We start from the raw sequence: 15,592 nt of genomic DNA, 5'->3' as shown, positions 1-15,592 counted from the left end.
CCTCATAGAAGAAGCGCGACATGCCCCTGCACCGCCTCGCCACCCCCTCCGATTTCGACGCCGTCTTCGATCTCTACATGCATGAGCGGGTCGTGCCCTACCTGGGCTACGACCCGATGCCGCGCGACGACTTTCGCCCGATCTTCCAGGGCCTGCTCGACAGCGGTGCTTTCTTCATCTTCGAAGTCGATGGCCAGGTCGCCGGCTTCTACCGCGTCACACGCTACCCGGGCCGCGCGCAGCATGTGGCGAGCCTGGGCACGCTCGCGGTCGATCCCGCATTCCACGGCCGCGGCATCGCGCAGACCATGGTGACCGACGTGCTCGCGCGGCTGAAGGCCGAAGGCGTTCGCCGCGTCGAGCTGATGGCCGAGAGCGACAACGCCACGGCCCTGCGTTTCTATGCCCGGCTGGGCTTCGTGCAGGAAGGCACGCTGCGCCAGTTCTACCGCCGGGCCGGTGAAGCGGACTTCGTCGACGAGCACCTGATGGCGCTGCTGTTCGACTGATCCGCTGTCGGATCAATGTTGTGGGTGCTTTGGCTTCCAGCGCCGCAGCAACAGCGCATTCGCCATCACGCTCACGCTCGACAGCGCCATCGCCGCGCCGGCCACCACCGGGCTCAGCAAACCGAAGGCCGCGAGCGGGATGCCGGCCACGTTGTAGGCGAAGGCCCAGAACAGGTTCTGCCGGATCTTCGCCACCGTGCGGCCTGAGAGCTCGAGCGCTTCGGCCACGAGCGCGAGGTCGCCGCGCATCAGCGTGATGCCGGCCGCTTCCATCGCCACGTCGGTGCCGCCGCCCGACGGCGCCATCGCGATGCCCACATCGGCCGCGGCGAGCGCGGGCGCGTCGTTCGCACCGTCGCCGACCATCGCGACCACATGGCCGTTCTTGCGCAGCGCGCTCACCTGTTCGGCCTTGTCGGCCGGCAGCACGTCGGCGCGCACATCCTCGGCCGGAATGCCCAGGCGGGCCGCCATCGCCTGCGCCGCGCGCAGGTTGTCGCCCGAGATCATCACCACGCGAAGGCCGCGCGCACGCAAGGTGCGGATCGCTTCGGCAGCTTGCGGCTTCGGCTCGTCGGCGAAGGCCAGCAGCGCCTGCACATGCGCGGAACCGGCATCGTCGAAGCGCAGCAGCGCGGAGACCGTGGCACCCTGCGACTGCAGGCGTTCGATGTCGGCTTCGGCCGGCATCGCGTCGAGTTCGCGGCACCAGCGCAGGCTGGCGATGGCCCAGGTCGCGCCGTTCACCTCACCGCGCACGCCGCGGCCCGGCATCGCCTGCATCGCACCGAGCGGCGGCGCCTGTACGCCGCGTTCGGCAGCGGCAGACAACACGGCGCGTGCGAGCGGATGTTCGCTGCCGCCTTGCAGGCTGGCGGCCGTGGCGAGCAGGTCGTTCTCCTTCGCCAGCGCACCGGCCGCGGGCAGCAGCGCCGTGAGCACGGGGCGACCCACCGTCAGCGTGCCGGTCTTGTCGAAGGCCACGGTGTCGACGCGGTGCGCAATTTCCAAAGCCCGCGCGTCCTTGATGAGGATGCCGTGCTTCGCGGCCACGCCCGTGCCCGCCATCACCGCCACCGGCGTCGCCAGGCCCAGCGCACAGGGACAGGCGATGACCAGCACCGCCACCGCATGGATCAGTGCGATCTCGACGCCGGCCCCCGCGACCATCCAGCCCGCGAAGGTGACGAGCGCAATCACCAGCACCACCGGCACGAACACCGCCGCCACCTGGTCGACCATGCGCTGGATCGGCGCCTTGGCGGCCTGCGCGTCCTCGACCAGCCGGATGATGCGTGCCAGCACGCTCTCGGCGCCGACCGCGCGCACCTCGATCACCATGCGGCCGTCGCCGTTCACGGCGCCGCCGGTCAACAAGTCGCCGGGGCTCTTGGCCACGGGCAGCGGTTCGCCCGTGAGCATCGATTCGTCGACCTCGGACTGCCCTTCGAGCACGCGCGCATCGGCCGGCACGCGTTCGCCGGGACGCACGGCGAGCCGGTCGCCGACCATCACCTCGGCCAGCGGCACGTCGCTTTCCTTGCCGCGTGCATTGATCAGGTGCGCCACTTCGGGCCGCAGCTGCTGCAGCGCGCGGATCGCCGAGGTGGCCTGGCGCTTGGCGCGCGCCTCGAGCCACTTGCCCAGCAGCACCAGCGTGATCACCACCGCCGAGGCTTCGAAGTACAGGTGCGGCACCATGCCGTGCCCCGCGTGCTCGCCGGTGGCGGCGCGCCACCACAGCCACAGCGACAGGCCGAAGGCCGCGCTGGTGCCCAGCGCCACCAGCAGGTCCATGTTGCCGGTGCGGGCCCTGGCCGCATGCCAGCCCGCGCGGTAGAAACGCGCGCCAAGCCAGAACTGCACCGGCGTCGCGAGCAGCAGCTGCACCCAGGGCGGCAGCATCCAGCTCTGGCCGACCAGGTCGCCGAGCATCGGCGCCATCAGCGGGATCGACAGCGCCAGGCCGACGGCCACGGGCATGAAGCCGTGCCAGGGCGACAGCGCGGCGGCCTCGTCCTGCGCGGTGCTCTCGGCGCGCGGCTCGTAGCCGGCGGCGCGCACGGCGCGGCGCAGCAGCAGGGCCATGTCCTCGCCGCCGGTGGCCACGATGCGGGCCGACTCGGTCGCGAGGTTGACGCTCACGTTCTGCACGCCGGGCACGTTCTTGAGCGCGCGCTCCACGCGCATCACGCACGAGGCGCAGGTCATGCCGCCGACCGAGAGGTCCAGCGTGGCGGCGGCCGCCGAAGGTTGAGGCTGAATGTGTTCCATGGTCCCGAGGCTAAAGCCTGACACCATGGCAAGGTCAAGCGCGGCGGCTTCAAAGCCCTTGGCTGGACGTTGACATCGTGAGAGGGTTGAAACTGGCGTTGTCCCCGATTCGGGTGTTCAATCCTTCCACCCTTCATTCATTCCGACAAGGAGCAACGACGATGAGCCAGAAATTCCAGGTCTCCGGCATGAGCTGCAACCACTGCGTGGAGGCGGTTCAGGACGCGGTGCAGACGGTCGACCCGCACGCGCAAGTCACGGTCGATCTCGAAACCGGTCATGTGGACGTGTTGAGCCAGCAGCCGCGCCAGGACATCGTGGTCGCGATCGAGAACGCCGGCTACACCGTTCAATGATGACGGCGAGCTCCGCCCACGGCCGCCAGGTCGCCATCGGCGAGGCCGCGCGGCTGTCGGGCGTGTCGGCGCGCATGGTGCGCCACTACGAAGGCCTGGGCCTGCTGCCCGCGGTGGCGCGCACCGAGAGCGGCTACCGCCAGTACAACGACGCCGACATCCACACGCTGCGCTTCATCAAGCGCTCGCGCGATCTGGGGTTCTCGATGGAGGAAATCGCCGAACTGGTCGGCCTGTGGCACAACCGCCGCCGCGCCAGCTCGAGCGTCAAACGCATCGCGCAAAAGCACCTGGGTGAACTGGAGCAGCGCATCGCCGACATGCAGTCGATGCGCAGCACGCTCGCGCACCTCGTGCATTGCTGCCACGGCGATGCGCGGCCCGACTGCCCCATCCTCGACGACCTGAGCCAGGTCTAGAGTCCAGGGACTCCCCCAGGCTTCGCGCACTTCGTGTCGCTGCGCCAACCCCCTCGCCGGGGGCGATACCGGTGGCCCGGCAAAGCCGGTTCCACGGTATCTCTGGAAAAAGTCAGGCGTTCTTGACGAGCGACAGCACCTGGCTCGTGTCGAGGGTGCGCGCCCGTTCCTGGATCGCCGGCAGGTACTGCGTCTGCAGGCCCTGCCCTTCCTTCACCACGTTGGAGAACGCGTCCTTCAGCATCTGCGTGGAGAGCGTGCGCCCGCCCGCGTAGTAGCGCTTGGCCACGTGGCCAAGCGCATAGGTCGACGCGAAGCTCATGCCCGAGCTCACGGCCTGCTTGCCCAGACCGCCCAGCAAACCGCCGCCGACCTTGCCCAGCAGGCCGCCGAGCAGCTTGCGCCCCGCCTGCTCCAGGTACTGCGAGGTCAGGCCCACGCCCACGGTGGCCAGGAAATCCTTGATGTGGCCGGTGTCCAGCTGGTAGCCGTGCGCCTGTCCGATGCGGTAGACCAGCTTCATCTGCAGCGGAATGATCGCCATGGTCGACAGCGTCTCGGGCAGCAGCTCGAGCGCGCCGTTGAGGATGGCGGCGTTGAGGATCGCCCGGTCGAGCTCGGTGCTGTCGGGCGCCTGCGGCGCCGCGGGGGTCGCCGCGGTTGCAGCCGTTACCGCCACAGCCGCCGGCACCGCGGCGGCAATGTCTTCCGCCCGCTGCGAGAACTGCGCCGCCGAGGCGTCCAGGCCGAGCGAGCTGCGCACGTCCATCAAAAAGAGCCGCTCCGGCTCCGACTGCACGCCGTCGGCGTCGCACATGCACACCGCCATCTCGTACGCCAGCTGGCGCGACTCGGCGCTTTTCAGCTCGCCGGCCACCGAGGCCAGCGACACCCGCTTCATCAGCACGTCCTGGTAGATCGTCGGCAGGTTCACGCCGTCGGCCTGCGACAGGCCCTCGGCGATGCGCTTGATCTCGGCGCGCTCGCGTTCGTGCTTCTCGCCGTCGACAAACGCCGCCAGCAGGCTCAGGGTGACGATCGCTTTTGTTTCAGAAGGTGTCATGTTCGAGTTTTTTCGTCATGTGAAGGAGCGGATTGGGTCCGCCCGGCGCCCGAAGGTTCCTCCACGCGTTCTCCCCACAAAACTGGGGCAACTCTGTGGATAACCCCGGCACTGCTCTGTAGGGGCGTTGCAAGTCATTGATTTGCAAAGGAAATCTACAGCCTGCTCAATTAACAGGCAATGAATTTCTCGGCCCGAAAACCGTCTTTCGCAGAATTCCGGAAGGCTGTCAAAGGACAACTCTGGGGAGAGTTTTTGCACAAGCCATCGGTTATCCACAGGGCCGGCGGGTTACCCCATGTTGTCCAAGTTGCGGGTACACCACGGAAGCGCGGGTGCGCACAGTGACGCGGGCATGACAAGTCGTTGTCACGTCAAGGAAAAAGCGACCTTTCCACAGACCGGTGCGACCCTTATCTACTACTACTAATTTGAATAAGAAGAATAAGAAGACAGGAAGAGGAAAAGCCGCGCCCGAAAAAAAAGGCCGCGAAAGGCCGCGCCGGTCGCCGGCGCCTCGGGCGAAAAACCGGGCACGGGTCGTCCGTGGCCCTCGCTAACATCGCCGGATGAGCTTCAAACCCCGGATCCTGATTGCCGAAGACGAATCGGGCATCGCCGACACGCTCCAGTACGTTTTGAGCAGCGACGGTTTCCAGCCGATCTGGTGCGCCACGGCCGAAGAAGCCATCGCGCAGTTCGCGCAGGAGCGCCCCGCCCTCGCGATCCTGGACATCGGATTGCCCGACCTGAACGGCTTCGAGCTCTTCAAACGCCTCCAGGCGCTGAACCAGTCGATGGGCGGCCCGGAGGTACCGATGGTGTTTTTGACGGCCCGCAGCGACGAAATAGACCGCGTGGTGGGCCTCGAACTCGGTGCGGACGACTACATTGCCAAGCCGTTTTCACCCCGCGAGCTGGTCGCTCGCGTGCGCACCATCCTGCGGCGCAGCGCCAGAAACGGCCCAGGAAGCCCGCCAGCGGCCGCAGCGCCGATTCATGGGGCTCCCCATCAAAACGCGCCGGCGCCGCCTCCAGCGGCGCCACAGACCCCCGCAACCCCCTTTGCGCTCGACAGCGAGCGCATGCAGATCCGGTACTACGGACGGCTGCTCGAACTCTCGCGCTACGAATACGGTCTGCTGAAACTCATGGTCCAGCGCCCGGGGCGCGTGTTCACGCGCGACGAACTGCTCGAACTGGTCTGGGACGACGCCAGCGACAGCTTCGACCGCACGGTCGACGCGCACATCAAGACGCTGCGCGCCAAGCTCAAGACCATCGCGCCGGAGGTGGAGCCGATCCGCACCTTGCGCGGCACCGGCTACGCGCTGCACGAAGATCTGCCCGCCAGCAGGGAATGACGCGCCGGACCCGGATCTTCATCGGCATCCTGCTGATCTACACGGCGGGCATCGCCTTCCTGCTGTACCGCGTCGTTTCCGACATCGACCCGCGCTACCGCGAGTCGGCCGAGGAATCGCTGGTCGAGACCTCGCAGCTCATGGCCAGCCTGGTCGAGCAGGACGTGATCGCCGGCGCCATCAACACGGCGCGGCTGGAGCCGCTCTTTCGCAGCGTCTACACGCGTGAGTTCTCGGCCCAGATCTACAACCTGCACAAGAGCCGGGTCGAGCTGCGCGTGTACGTCACCGACCGCACCGGCCGCGTGATGTTCGATTCGCTCGGCCGCCACCTGGGCAACGACTACTCGCAGTGGAGCGACGTGAAGCGCACGCTCGGCGGCCTGTACGGCGCGCGCACTTCGCGCGATGTCGACGGCGACCCGCGCACCTCGGTGATGTACGTCGGCGCACCGATCCGCTGGAACGACGAGATCGTCGGCGTCGTCAGCGTCGGCAAGCCGGTGCAGAGCTTCGGCCAGTTCGTCGAAGACGCGCGCGTGCGCACCATCTGGGTCGGCGTGGGGTCGGCGCTGGCGCTGCTGTTGCTCACCGTGATCGTCTCGGTCTGGCTGGTGCGGCCCTTCGGCCTGATCCGCGACTACTGGACCTGGGTGCGCGCGCAGCGCAGCCTGAGCCTGTCGCGCATGGCGCGGCGCGCGGTCGATGCGGTGCGCACCGGCTTCGGCGAAATGCGTGACGCGCTCACCGGGCGCAACTACGTGGCCGACTACGTGCAGACCTTCACGCACGAAGTGAAGAGCCCGCTCTCGGCCATCCGCGGCGCGGCCGAGCTGCTGCAGGAACCGCAGATGCCGCACGACCAGCGCGAGCGTTTCCTGAAGAACATCGAACGCGAAACCCAGCGCATCCAGGAAATCGTCGACCGCATGATGGAGCTCACCGCGCTCGAGACGCGGCGCACGCTCGACCGCACCGAACCGGTGGCGCTGGGGCCGCTCATCGAAGACATTGCCGCCAGCGCGCAACCCGCCGCGTCGCGACGCAACATCCGGTTGATCGTGAACATCCGCGAGCCTGCGCGCGTCGAGGGCGATCCGTTTTTGCTGCGCCGCGCGATCAGCAATCTGCTCGACAACGCACTCGACTTTTCACCGCCCGACAGCGAGGTGCTGCTGACGCTGGAAACCACCTCGCGGCTGGCGCGCATCAACGTGCGCGACCACGGCCCGGGCATTCCGGACTACGCGCAGGAAAAAGTCTTCGAGAAGTTCTATTCGCTCGCCCGGCCGCACAGCCAGAAGAAGAGCACGGGGCTCGGCCTGGCGTTCGTGAAGGAAATCGCGACCCTGCACCGGGGCCGCATCGACCTGGGCAACGCGACGCGCGGCGGCGCCGTGGCGACGCTCACGCTGCCGCTGCTGTCAACCCATCACTGACCCACGAGCGCGCGGTAGGCCTCGCGCGTCTCGGGGCTCACGGCGTCGAGCAACTGCTCGTACGACGTCTGGTGCCGCGCCAGCATGCGTGCCGACGCAACCGCCTTCGATTTGCAGAACCAGTGGCAGGTGTGCTGCATCAGGAACAGCTCGGCCGACATCGTGAAGGCCTTCGATTTCGGCGAGCGGCCGGCGGCATTTTTCGCCACGCCCGCGATGCCGCGCGCATGAATGCGCAGTGCCTCGCGCAGGTCGAAGCTGGCGGCGGGGAACAGCGTGGTGGCGAACGGCAGGGCCACCGGCAGCCGGCTCACGCGCGTGTCGGCTTCGGGTTCGCGCGCCAGCTCGGCGGCGAAGGTCTCGAACTGGCCCGCGAGCTTTTCCTCGGTGGTGTCGAGCAGGTGCCAGATCTGCTGGCGACGCTCGGCGTCGTCTTCGCCGAGGCAGCGCAGGTAGCCCTGGGTCAGGCTCTCCATCAGCTTCTCGATCTGGTAGCGGCCCAGATGGCGACCGAGCAGCGCGATGCGCTGGCGCTGTTCCTTGGACTTGAGGATGTAGAAGCCGGCGGCGATCAGGGCCACCAGGGTGAGGATTTCCATGGATGCGAGAAAAGGGGAGAAAAGAGAAGAGACAAAAAAAAGCGGGGGCCGCGGCACCGAGTGTAGGCACCGCGCGTCCCCCGCGTCTTTGGGTGATCTCGCCGCTGGCTAGCGGAAGAAATCGAGGATGCGGTTGCGTTCTTCAGGCGGCGGCGGCGCGCCGACCGGCGCGCCCGTCAGCACCTCCACCGGCTGGATCGGCTGCTCGGCGCTTTCCAGGCCCAGGCTCGCCACGTTGTGGCCCGGCGTGAAGTCGTCGAAGTACCACTCGCCGTCGATGCTCACCACGCCGGGCGGTTCGGCCGGCAGGGTCACGGGCACGCCGCGCAGCGCCGACTGCATGTAGCCGATCCAGATCGGCAGGCTCAGGCTGCCGCCGGTCTCGCCGCGCACGCCGAGCTGGCGCGGCGTGTCGTAGCCGACCCAGGCGATGCCCACGCGCGTGGGCTGGAAGCCCGCGAACCAGGTGTCGAAGGAGTCGTTGGTGGTGCCGGTCTTGCCGTACAGGTCGTCGCGCTTGAGCGCCTGGTAGGCCTTGAAGCCGGAGCCACCCTTGACCACGCTCTGCAGCAGCGATTCCATGATGAAGGCGTTGCGCGCGGGAATGGCGCGGCGGCTTTCGTCGAGCACCGGGGGCTCGGTTTCCATCAGCACCTTGTCCTTGAGGTCGGTCACGCGGGTCACGAGGTACGGGTTCACGCGATAGCCGCCGTTGGCGAACACCGAGTAACCCACCGCCATCTGCATCGGCGTGACCGAGCCGGCGCCCAGGCCCATCGGCAGGTTGGCCGGGTGCTTGTCCTTGTCGAAGCCGAACTTGGTGACCCAGTCTTGCGCGTAGGGTGCGCCGATCGACTGCAGCACGCGCAGCGTGACCAGGTTCTTCGATTTCATGAGCGCGTTGCGCAGCGGCATCGGGCCTTCGAAGCCGCCGTCGAAGTTCTTCGGGTCCCAGGGCTGGCCGCCGTTGGCGGCGGCATCGAACACCAGCGGGGCGTCGTTCACCACGGTGGCGGGCGTGAAGCCCTTTTCGAGCGCGGCCGAATAGATGAAGGGCTTGAAGCTCGAACCCGGCTGGCGCCAGGCCTGCGACACGTGGTTGAACTTGTTCTTGCCGAAGTCGAAGCCGCCGACCAGCGCCGTGATGGCGCCCGTGCGCGGGTCCATGCCGATGAAGGCGCCCTCCACTTCGGGCAGCTGCGTGATCTCCCAGGTGTTCTTGGGCGTCCTGGCGACGCGGATCACGGCGCCGCGGCGGATCTTGATGTTGGGCGGTGCCTTCGCCGCCAGGCCCGACTGCGCGGGCTTCAGGCCCTCGCCGGAAATTTCGAAGGCTTCGCCGTTGGCGCGCACCGCGGTCACTTCCTTGGCGCTGGCTTCCAGCACCACGGCCGAGATCACGTCGCCGTTGTCGGGGTGCTCGGCCAGCGCTTCGTCCACGGCCTCGTCGATTTCCTTCTGGCCGCTGGCCGGCAGGTCGACGAACTTCTCGGGGCCGCGGTACACCTGACGGCGTTCGTAATCCATGATGCCCTTGCGCAGCGACTTGTACGCCGCCGCCTGGTCGGCCGCCACCAGCGAGGTGTAGACCTTCATGCCGCTGGTGTAGATGCTGTCGCCGTACTGCGCGTACATCATCTGGCGCACCGTCTCGGCCACGTACTCGGCGTGCAGCCGGTTCGGGTCGGCGGCGTCGCGCAGGTGCAGCTCTTCCTTCTTGGCTTCGGCCGCCTGTTCGGCGGTGATGAAGCCGGTCTCGTGCATGCGGTCGATCACGTAGAGCTGGCGCGCCCGCGCGCGGCGCGGGTTGGCCACCGGGTTGTTGGCGCCGGGCGCCTTCGGCAGGCCAGCCAGCATGGCGGCCTCGGCGATGGTCACCTGCTGCAGCGGCTTGCCGAAGTAGGCCTCGGAGGCGGCGGCGAAACCGTAGGCGCGGTTGCCCAGGTAGATCTGGTTCAGGTAGATCTCCAGGATCTGGTCCTTGCTGAGCTGCTGCTCGAGCCGGAAGGCCAGCACGATCTCCGAGGCCTTGCGGCTGAGCGTGCGCTCCGAGCTCAGGTAGACGTTGCGAGCCACCTGCATCGTGATGGTCGAGGCGCCCTGCTTGCGCCCGCCCTTGAAGCTGGCCACGGCCGCGCGCGCGAAGCCCTTGTAGTCCACGCCGCCGTGGTCGTAGAAGCGCGCGTCTTCCACGGCCAGCACGGCGTCCTTCATGACCTTCGGAATGTTGGCGAAGGGCGTGAGGTTGCGGCGCTCCTCGCCGAACTCGCCGATCAGCGAACCCTCGGCCGTGTATACGCGCAGCGGCAGCTTGGGCCGGTAGTCGGCCAGCTCGGAAATGTCGGGCAGCTTCGGGTAGATGGCGACCACCCCCACGATGGCGGCGCCCAGCAGCGCGACGGCGCCGGCACCGGCCGCGATGGTGCTCCAGCCGGCGATGCGTTTCCACGGGAGCTGGCGCAGCGCACCGGCGGGTTGGGAAGGGCGAGGTTCTTGGGACATGGGATGGGGGCTAGCGAAGAGGTTGGAGCCGTGGCGCGCGCGGGCGTTCCGTCACCCGGGGATCGAGCGCGCCGCGCCGCACGCCTTCCAGCGCGCAGTGCATGGCATCGAAATACTTGTCGTGGTCGTAGGCGATGAGCAGCAGGTCCACCCCGGCGTCGAGTGCGCCCAGCGTGGCGTTGCAAAGACCTCGGTTGTAGGCCCCGCCCATCGTGAGGTCGTCGGTGACGAGCAGGCCCTGAAAGCCCCATTCGCCTCGAATCACCTGCCGCACGATTTTGCGTGAGAAAGAGACCGGCGCGTCCGCGTCGAGTTCCCCGAGGATGACATGGCCGAGCATGATCGCGGCATCCGAATGTTTCGACACGTCTTGAAACGGCTTCCAGTCGTGCGCGGCCAGCCGGGCCACGGGCGTGCGCAGTTCGGCACCCATGTGGTGCGTGTCCTCGGTCACGCCAGCCAGGCCGGGAAAGTGCTTGAGCGTTCCGCGCACGCCAGCCGATTCAAGGCCTTGCTCGTAAGCGAGCGCCACCTGCGCGGTGACGTCGGGGTCGCTGGAAATGGCGCGTTCCTCGATGCGGGTGTGCAGGTCCCAGCGGCCCGGGGCGCGGCCGGGGCGCAGGTCGACCACCGGGCTGAAGTTCAGCGTGATGCCCAGCGCGGCGAGCGCCCCGCCCTGCTGCGCGCCGTAGGCGCGGGCACGTTGCAACAGTTCGTGTGCGGGCACGTCGGCCTCCAGCAGGCTGGCGAGTGCCGGCTGGCGGGGCACCATCGGCGACAGGCGCGAGACGCCGCCGCCCTCCTGGTCGGTCGCCACCACCAGCGGCGGCAGGCCGGCCGCCAGCCGCAGCGCCTGCAGGCTGGCGATTTCGGCGCGCAGGGTGTCGGCGCTGCGGCCCTTCACATTGCGGCCGGTGACGAAGATGCCGCCGATCAGGCCCCGGCGGGCCAGCTCGCGCAGGTCGTTCGCGTCGTCGTAGCCGACGATGAAGCGCGCGCCGAGTGCCTGCGCCACCGGGCCCGAAGCCGCGTTCACTTCCAGCCGGTGCTGGCGCGAGGCCAGCTCGTGGCCCAGCGCCGTCAGCGTTGCGCCCACCACCAGGGCCAGTGCCACCACACGGCGCGCGCCGCGCGCGCTGCGCCAGGCGATCGCGGCGGCGGCGCACAGCGCGGCGAGCAGCAGCGGCAGCTCCTCCTCGCGCAGAAAGCGCAGGTGCGGGTCCTTCAGGTGCCAGGCCCAGGCGCACAGCACGGCCAGCAGCAGCCAGCCGAGCACGCCGGGGATGGCGCGCAGCAGTCTCATGCGTCCACCGTGGCCACCGGGGTGGCCGGGGCGGGTTCGCTGCGGCGCGACAGCGCATACCAGTCGACCTTGCGCGTCACGAGCATCAGCGTGGCCAGCATGCCGAAGATCAGCAGCGCGCCCAGCAGCAGCGCATTGCTTTCCGAGGCCAGCAGGCCGTAGAGCGCGCCGTACAGCAGCGCCACGAAGGCGGCGAACGACAGGCCGCGGCGCCAGCCTTCGAGCACCGCGCTGAAGTACACGGCCAGCAGCGCCACGCTGGCTGCGGCCGCACCCGCGTAGGCCATCCAGAAGGCGAACTTCTCCGACAGCGCGAGCAGCAGCAAGAAGAACAGCGCGATCGACAGGCCCACCAGCCCGTACTGCACCGGGTGCAGGCGCAGTTTGCGGAACAGCTCGAACATGAAGGCCGCCATCAGCACCAGGCCGATGAAGAGCGCGCCGTACTTGCCGGCCCGCGTGCTCATCGAATACACGTTGACGGGCTGTGCGAGCGACACGTCGAAGGTCTGCAGCGGGCCCGAGGCATGGCGTGGCGAGGGCGCCGTGCGCACAACGGCCGCCGCGGCGTTCTGCGCGGCATCGCCTTCACCGGCCCACAGGCCGGCGCGCACCTGTTCGCGCGCCGTGGTCACGAGCGAGGACACGCGCCAGTGCGCGTCGAAGCCCTGCGGCGTCACCTCGCGCTGCGTGGCCAGGAAGCGACCGCCGAAGCTGGGGTGCGCCCACGGCGAACGCAGGTGCGCGGTGGTTTCCTCGGCGATCGGCACCATCGAGAGCGTGTCCTGGCCCACCAGCGAGAGCTTCATGTCGAAGGCCAGCGGCTTGCCCGTCTGCCAGGCGGCGAGCGCGGCGCCCGTGAGCGGCGCGTGGATGCCGTCGGCGTACGTCGCGTTGTCGGGCAGGCCCGGCACGCGCTGGCGAAAGCGCAGCGCCTCGCCGTTGACGGTGAGCGCGGGCGAGCCGTCGAGGCCGCGCAGGTCGCTCACGTGGAAGGCGACGAACGGCGGGCGGAACTCGATCGACGAGCCGCTTTCGCTGTGCGGCACGGCCTGCGGGTCGAAGCCCGCGAAGCCGCCGCCGAGCGCGGCCGTGAGCGTGTAGAACGGAATGCGGAAGATGCCGCGGTAGCGCTCCTGCGGCGCCATGTCGCCCTCGATGTGCAGCTTGTCGGGGAACACGGCGTGCACCATCTCCTTGCTCTGCGGGGCCTGGCCGATCACCTTGCCCTGCGCGTCGCGCAGCGGCTCCATCCAGCGCTCCACGTACGGCACCAGCAGCAGCGGGCCGACCATGGCCTGCGGCCCGGCATAAGACTCGGCGAGCTCGCGCGCGGCCTCCTGCTGGCTTTCGCCGCGGGCGCGGTTCAGGTCGTCGATGCGCGCCAGCGGAATGCACAGCACCAGCAGCAGGAAGAACAGGCCGGCCACCTTGACCAGCACCGAGGCCTGCAGGGCCTTCAACAGTTGAAGCATGGGTTTCTCCCCTCTTTTCCGGATTTTTTCGTGATGAGGCGCCGATGCTCTCCGGCCGATCCGAAGGCCGTATGAAGCCGCCGCGCCGCGCACTTCACACAGACTTCACACAGCGGCGCATCCGGTTGTGGCGACTTCAACGCGCCTTCCAACTGCCTTCTCGCACGCTCACGACAGTGAGGGCCGTGCAAGTTCGCACGCAGAAGGACACCCGCCATGGACACCCCCACCACCCCACGCCCCGGCCGTTGGCTCTGGCTCGCCACCGTGAGCCTGGCCACCGTGGGTTTCATCGCCATGGGCGCCCGCCCGGTCCACGCGCAGGAAGCGCCTGCCGGTCCGCGCCTGAAGACCGAGAGCCCGTATTTCTTCGTCAAGAGCGACGACCCCTCGGTCGACCGCCTGCCGCTGAAGGGCACCGAGGTCTCGGTCAAGATTTCGGGCGTGATCGCCGACGTCACGGTCACGCAGACCTACCGCAACGAAGGCCAGCGCGCCATCGAGGCGAAGTACGTGTTCCCCGGTTCCACCAAGGCGGCGGTGAGTGGCCTCAACGTGCGCCTGGCCGACCGCCTGATCACGGCGCAGATCCGCGAGAAGCAGCAGGCCAAGATCGAATACGACACCGCCAAGAAGGAAGGCAAGACCGCCGCGCTGCTCGAGCAGCACCTGCCCAACGTGTTCCAGATGAACGTCGCCAACATCCTGCCGGGCGACGACGTGAAGGTGGAGCTGCGCTACACCGAGCTGCTGGTGCCGCAGTCGGGCAACTACCAGTTCGTGTTCCCGACCGTGGTCGGGCCGCGCTACAACTCGCCGCAGTCGGAGAACGCCAAGGCCTCATGGCCGGCGCAGCCCACGCTGCGCGCCGGCGTGGCACCGAGCACCAGCTTCAAGCTCACGGCAAGCATCGACACGCCGATGGGCCTGAAGGAAATCCGCTCTGCCACGCACACGATCGACGTGAAGAAGCGCGACGAAGACCAGCACGCCGACATCACGCTCGGTGCCGACGGCCGCCCCGCCGACAACCGCGACTTCGTGCTCGACTACCGCCTGGCGGGCGAGAAGATCGAATCGGGCCTGATGCTCTACAAGGGCCAGGGAGAGAACGCAGAAAACTTCTTCCTCGCCATGGTCGAGCCGCCCAAGGCCGTGACCGCCAGCGCCATCTCGCCGCGCGACTACATCTTCGTGGTCGACATCTCGGGCTCGATGCACGGCTTTCCGCTGGACACCGCCAAGACCGTGCTCGAACGCCTGATCGGCGGCCTGCGCCCCAGCGATACCTTCAACGTGCTGCTGTTCTCGGGCAGCAACAAGATGCTGTCGCCGCAGTCGGTGCCGGCCACGCGCGCCAACATCGAGCAGGCGCTCGCCACGATCAAGAACTACAGCGGCAGCGGCAGCACCGAGCTGATCCCGGCGCTCAAGCGCGTGTACGCCGAGCCCAAGGCCGCGAACGTGTCGCGCACCGTGGTGGTGGTGACCGACGGCTACGTGACGGTCGAGCGCGAAGCCTTCGAGCTGGTGCGCAACAACCTCTCCAAGGCCAACGTGTTCGCCTTCGGCATCGGCTCGTCGGTGAACCGCAGCCTCATGGAAGGCATCGCACGCGCCGGCATGGGCGAGCCCTTCATCATCACCGACCCGGTGCAGGCACCCGAGCAGGCCGCGCGCTTTCGCCGCATGGTGGAGTCGCCCGTGCTCACCAACGTGAAGGCCACCTTCGGCGGCCTCGATGTGTACGACGTGGAGCCGCAGGCGCTGCCCGACGTGCTGGGCGAGCGCCCCGTGATCGTGTTCGGCAAGTGGCGTGGTGAGCCCAAGGGCCGCGTGATCATCGAAGGCCAGAGTGCCAGCGGCCCGTACCGCGAGGAAGTGCGCATCACGCCGCAGACGCGCCAGGACACGGCCGCGCTGCGCACGCTGTGGGCACGCCACCGCATCCAGAGCCTGAGCGACCAGGAAGCGCTCGAAGGCAGCGCCGCCTTCAAGGACCGCATCACCGAGCTGGGCCTGAAGTACAGCCTGCTCACGCAGTACACCAGCTTCATCGCGGTGGACAAGATGGTGCGCAACGTCGCGCCGCAGAACAGCGTGGACGTGAACCAGCCGCTGCCGATGCCGCAGGGCATGAGCGACCTGGCACTGGGCGCCGAGGTGCCGAGCACGCCGGAGCCGGAAACGCTGGGCGCGATCGCCGTCGTGCTGTCGATGCTGGCCATGCTGCGCCGCCGCGCGCGCCGCAACGACCCGCGCCGCTTCACGGCTTGAACACGGGACGCA

At 68.3% G+C, this 15,592-nt stretch carries 12 protein-coding genes; 6 read left to right on the top strand and 6 right to left on the bottom strand.

Annotated elements, in window-relative coordinates:
* Positions 1–20: 20 nt before the first annotated feature.
* Positions 21–509: a GNAT family N-acetyltransferase gene (locus AC07OX_RS13845; protein ID WP_493194845.1), complete on the top strand. Its 489-nt coding sequence runs from the start codon at positions 21–23 to the stop codon at positions 507–509.
* A 12-nt stretch (positions 510–521) separates the two neighbouring features.
* On the opposite strand, the gene AC07OX_RS13840 is transcribed toward AC07OX_RS13845, so the two are convergent.
* Positions 522–2,783: a heavy metal translocating P-type ATPase gene (locus AC07OX_RS13840; RefSeq protein ID WP_495261262.1), complete on the bottom strand. Its 2,262-nt coding sequence runs from the start codon at positions 2,781–2,783 to the stop codon at positions 522–524.
* Positions 2,784–2,944: 161 nt separating this feature from the next.
* Between AC07OX_RS13840 and AC07OX_RS13835 the strand changes: the two genes are divergently transcribed.
* On the top strand, positions 2,945–3,139 hold the full coding sequence (locus tag AC07OX_RS13835; RefSeq protein WP_062473802.1) for a heavy-metal-associated domain-containing protein: 195 nt from the start codon (positions 2,945–2,947) through the stop codon (positions 3,137–3,139).
* Positions 3,139–3,558 (top strand): Cu(I)-responsive transcriptional regulator, encoded by a 420-nt coding sequence (cueR, locus tag AC07OX_RS13830; protein WP_492730047.1) that lies wholly within the window; start codon positions 3,139–3,141, stop codon positions 3,556–3,558. Before AC07OX_RS13835 ends, cueR begins: the two co-directional genes overlap by 1 nt.
* Before the next feature lie 112 nt (positions 3,559–3,670).
* Here the strand turns inward: cueR and AC07OX_RS13825 are convergent, their stop codons facing one another.
* Positions 3,671–4,621 (bottom strand): YcjF family protein, encoded by a 951-nt coding sequence (locus AC07OX_RS13825; RefSeq protein WP_369630755.1) that lies wholly within the window; start codon positions 4,619–4,621, stop codon positions 3,671–3,673.
* A gap of 569 nt (positions 4,622–5,190) precedes the next feature.
* Between AC07OX_RS13825 and creB the strand changes: the two genes are divergently transcribed.
* Both creB and creC read left to right on the top strand, forming a co-directional pair.
* On the top strand, positions 5,191–5,985 hold the full coding sequence (gene creB, locus AC07OX_RS13820; protein WP_495261263.1) for a two-component system response regulator CreB: 795 nt from the start codon (positions 5,191–5,193) through the stop codon (positions 5,983–5,985).
* Entirely contained in the window at positions 5,982–7,424 is a 1,443-nt protein-coding gene (gene creC / locus AC07OX_RS13815; RefSeq protein WP_062473809.1) for a two-component system sensor histidine kinase CreC, read from the top strand. Before creB ends, creC begins: the two co-directional genes overlap by 4 nt.
* Here the strand turns inward: creC and AC07OX_RS13810 are convergent.
* The 4 genes from AC07OX_RS13810 to creD all read right to left on the bottom strand — a co-directional run bounded on the left by AC07OX_RS13810 (position 7,418) and on the right by creD (position 13,303).
* A complete protein-coding gene (locus AC07OX_RS13810) occupies positions 7,418–8,023 on the bottom strand; it encodes a hypothetical protein (protein WP_495261264.1) in 606 nt (201 codons plus the stop codon). The genes creC and AC07OX_RS13810 overlap by 7 nt on opposite strands.
* 108 nt (positions 8,024–8,131) lie before the next feature.
* Positions 8,132–10,525 (bottom strand): penicillin-binding protein 1A, encoded by a 2,394-nt coding sequence (locus AC07OX_RS13805; protein ID WP_495261265.1) that lies wholly within the window; start codon positions 10,523–10,525, stop codon positions 8,132–8,134.
* Between the two features lie 10 nt (positions 10,526–10,535).
* Entirely contained in the window at positions 10,536–11,828 is a 1,293-nt protein-coding gene (locus tag AC07OX_RS13800; protein ID WP_495261266.1) for a glycoside hydrolase family 3 N-terminal domain-containing protein, read from the bottom strand.
* Positions 11,825–13,303: a cell envelope integrity protein CreD gene (gene creD, locus AC07OX_RS13795; RefSeq protein ID WP_495261267.1), complete on the bottom strand. Its 1,479-nt coding sequence runs from the start codon at positions 13,301–13,303 to the stop codon at positions 11,825–11,827. The genes AC07OX_RS13800 and creD overlap by 4 nt, the downstream gene beginning before the upstream one ends.
* 216 nt (positions 13,304–13,519) lie before the next feature.
* Here creD and AC07OX_RS13790 point away from each other — a divergent pair, with 216 nt between their 5' ends.
* Positions 13,520–15,580 (top strand): VIT and vWA domain-containing protein, encoded by a 2,061-nt coding sequence (locus AC07OX_RS13790; RefSeq protein WP_495261268.1) that lies wholly within the window; start codon positions 13,520–13,522, stop codon positions 15,578–15,580.
* Positions 15,581–15,592 lie beyond the last annotated feature (12 nt).

The organism is Variovorax sp. GW821-FHT09D07, from assembly GCF_059416345.1.
The sequence above is the reverse complement of the archived record's forward strand: the minus strand, read 5'-3'. Positions and strand labels throughout refer to the sequence as shown.

Excerpts from the sequence above, each read along its gene's own strand:
- creB (WP_495261263.1), top strand. The coding sequence starts at position 5,191 with ATGAGCTTCAAACCCCGGATCCTGATTGCCGAAGACGAATCGGGCATC.
- creC (WP_062473809.1), top strand. The coding sequence starts at position 5,982 with ATGACGCGCCGGACCCGGATCTTCATCGGCATCCTGCTGATCTACACG.
- AC07OX_RS13840 (WP_495261262.1), bottom strand. The coding sequence starts at position 2,783 with ATGGAACACATTCAGCCTCAACCTTCGGCGGCCGCCGCCACGCTGGAC.
- cueR (WP_492730047.1), top strand. The coding sequence starts at position 3,139 with ATGACGGCGAGCTCCGCCCACGGCCGCCAGGTCGCCATCGGCGAGGCC.
- AC07OX_RS13790 (WP_495261268.1), top strand. The coding sequence starts at position 13,520 with ATGGACACCCCCACCACCCCACGCCCCGGCCGTTGGCTCTGGCTCGCC.
- creD (WP_495261267.1), bottom strand. The coding sequence starts at position 13,303 with ATGCTTCAACTGTTGAAGGCCCTGCAGGCCTCGGTGCTGGTCAAGGTG.
- AC07OX_RS13810 (WP_495261264.1), bottom strand. The coding sequence starts at position 8,023 with ATGGAAATCCTCACCCTGGTGGCCCTGATCGCCGCCGGCTTCTACATC.
- AC07OX_RS13835 (WP_062473802.1), top strand. The coding sequence starts at position 2,945 with ATGAGCCAGAAATTCCAGGTCTCCGGCATGAGCTGCAACCACTGCGTG.
- AC07OX_RS13825 (WP_369630755.1), bottom strand. The coding sequence starts at position 4,621 with ATGACACCTTCTGAAACAAAAGCGATCGTCACCCTGAGCCTGCTGGCG.
- AC07OX_RS13805 (WP_495261265.1), bottom strand. The coding sequence starts at position 10,525 with ATGTCCCAAGAACCTCGCCCTTCCCAACCCGCCGGTGCGCTGCGCCAG.
- AC07OX_RS13845 (WP_493194845.1), top strand. The coding sequence starts at position 21 with ATGCCCCTGCACCGCCTCGCCACCCCCTCCGATTTCGACGCCGTCTTC.
- AC07OX_RS13800 (WP_495261266.1), bottom strand. The coding sequence starts at position 11,828 with ATGAGACTGCTGCGCGCCATCCCCGGCGTGCTCGGCTGGCTGCTGCTG.